The organism is Paraburkholderia sp. RL17-381-BIF-C (assembly GCF_046026435.1).
GTDB lineage: Bacteria > Pseudomonadota > Gammaproteobacteria > Burkholderiales > Burkholderiaceae > Paraburkholderia.
Genome location: NZ_JARESX010000264.1, coordinates 1 through 286 on the forward strand (window position 1 = coordinate 1; position 286 = coordinate 286).

At 63.6% G+C, this 286-nt stretch carries 1 pseudogene; it reads left to right on the forward strand.

The window, feature by feature from the left end:
- A pseudogene (locus tag P0D70_RS36985) lies at positions 1-286 on the forward strand (electron transfer flavoprotein-ubiquinone oxidoreductase); the annotation flags it as partial.

Sequence of the window (286 nt, forward strand, 5' to 3'; positions counted from 1 at the left end):
TGGCGGCTCGTTCCTCTATCACATGGATAACAACCAGGTGGTGGTGGGCTTTGTGGTCGGCCTCGGCTACACGAATCCGTACCTGTCGCCGTTCGAGGAATTCCAGCGCTACAAGACGCATCCGGCAATCCGCGCGGTGCTCGAAGGCGGCAAGCGTGTGTCGTACGGCGCGCGGGCAATCACGGCCGGTGGCCTGATGTCGTTGCCGAAGCTGGTGTTTCCGGGCGGTGCTCTGGTCGGCGACGATGCGGGCTTCCTGAACGCATCGCGGATCAAGGGCTCGCAC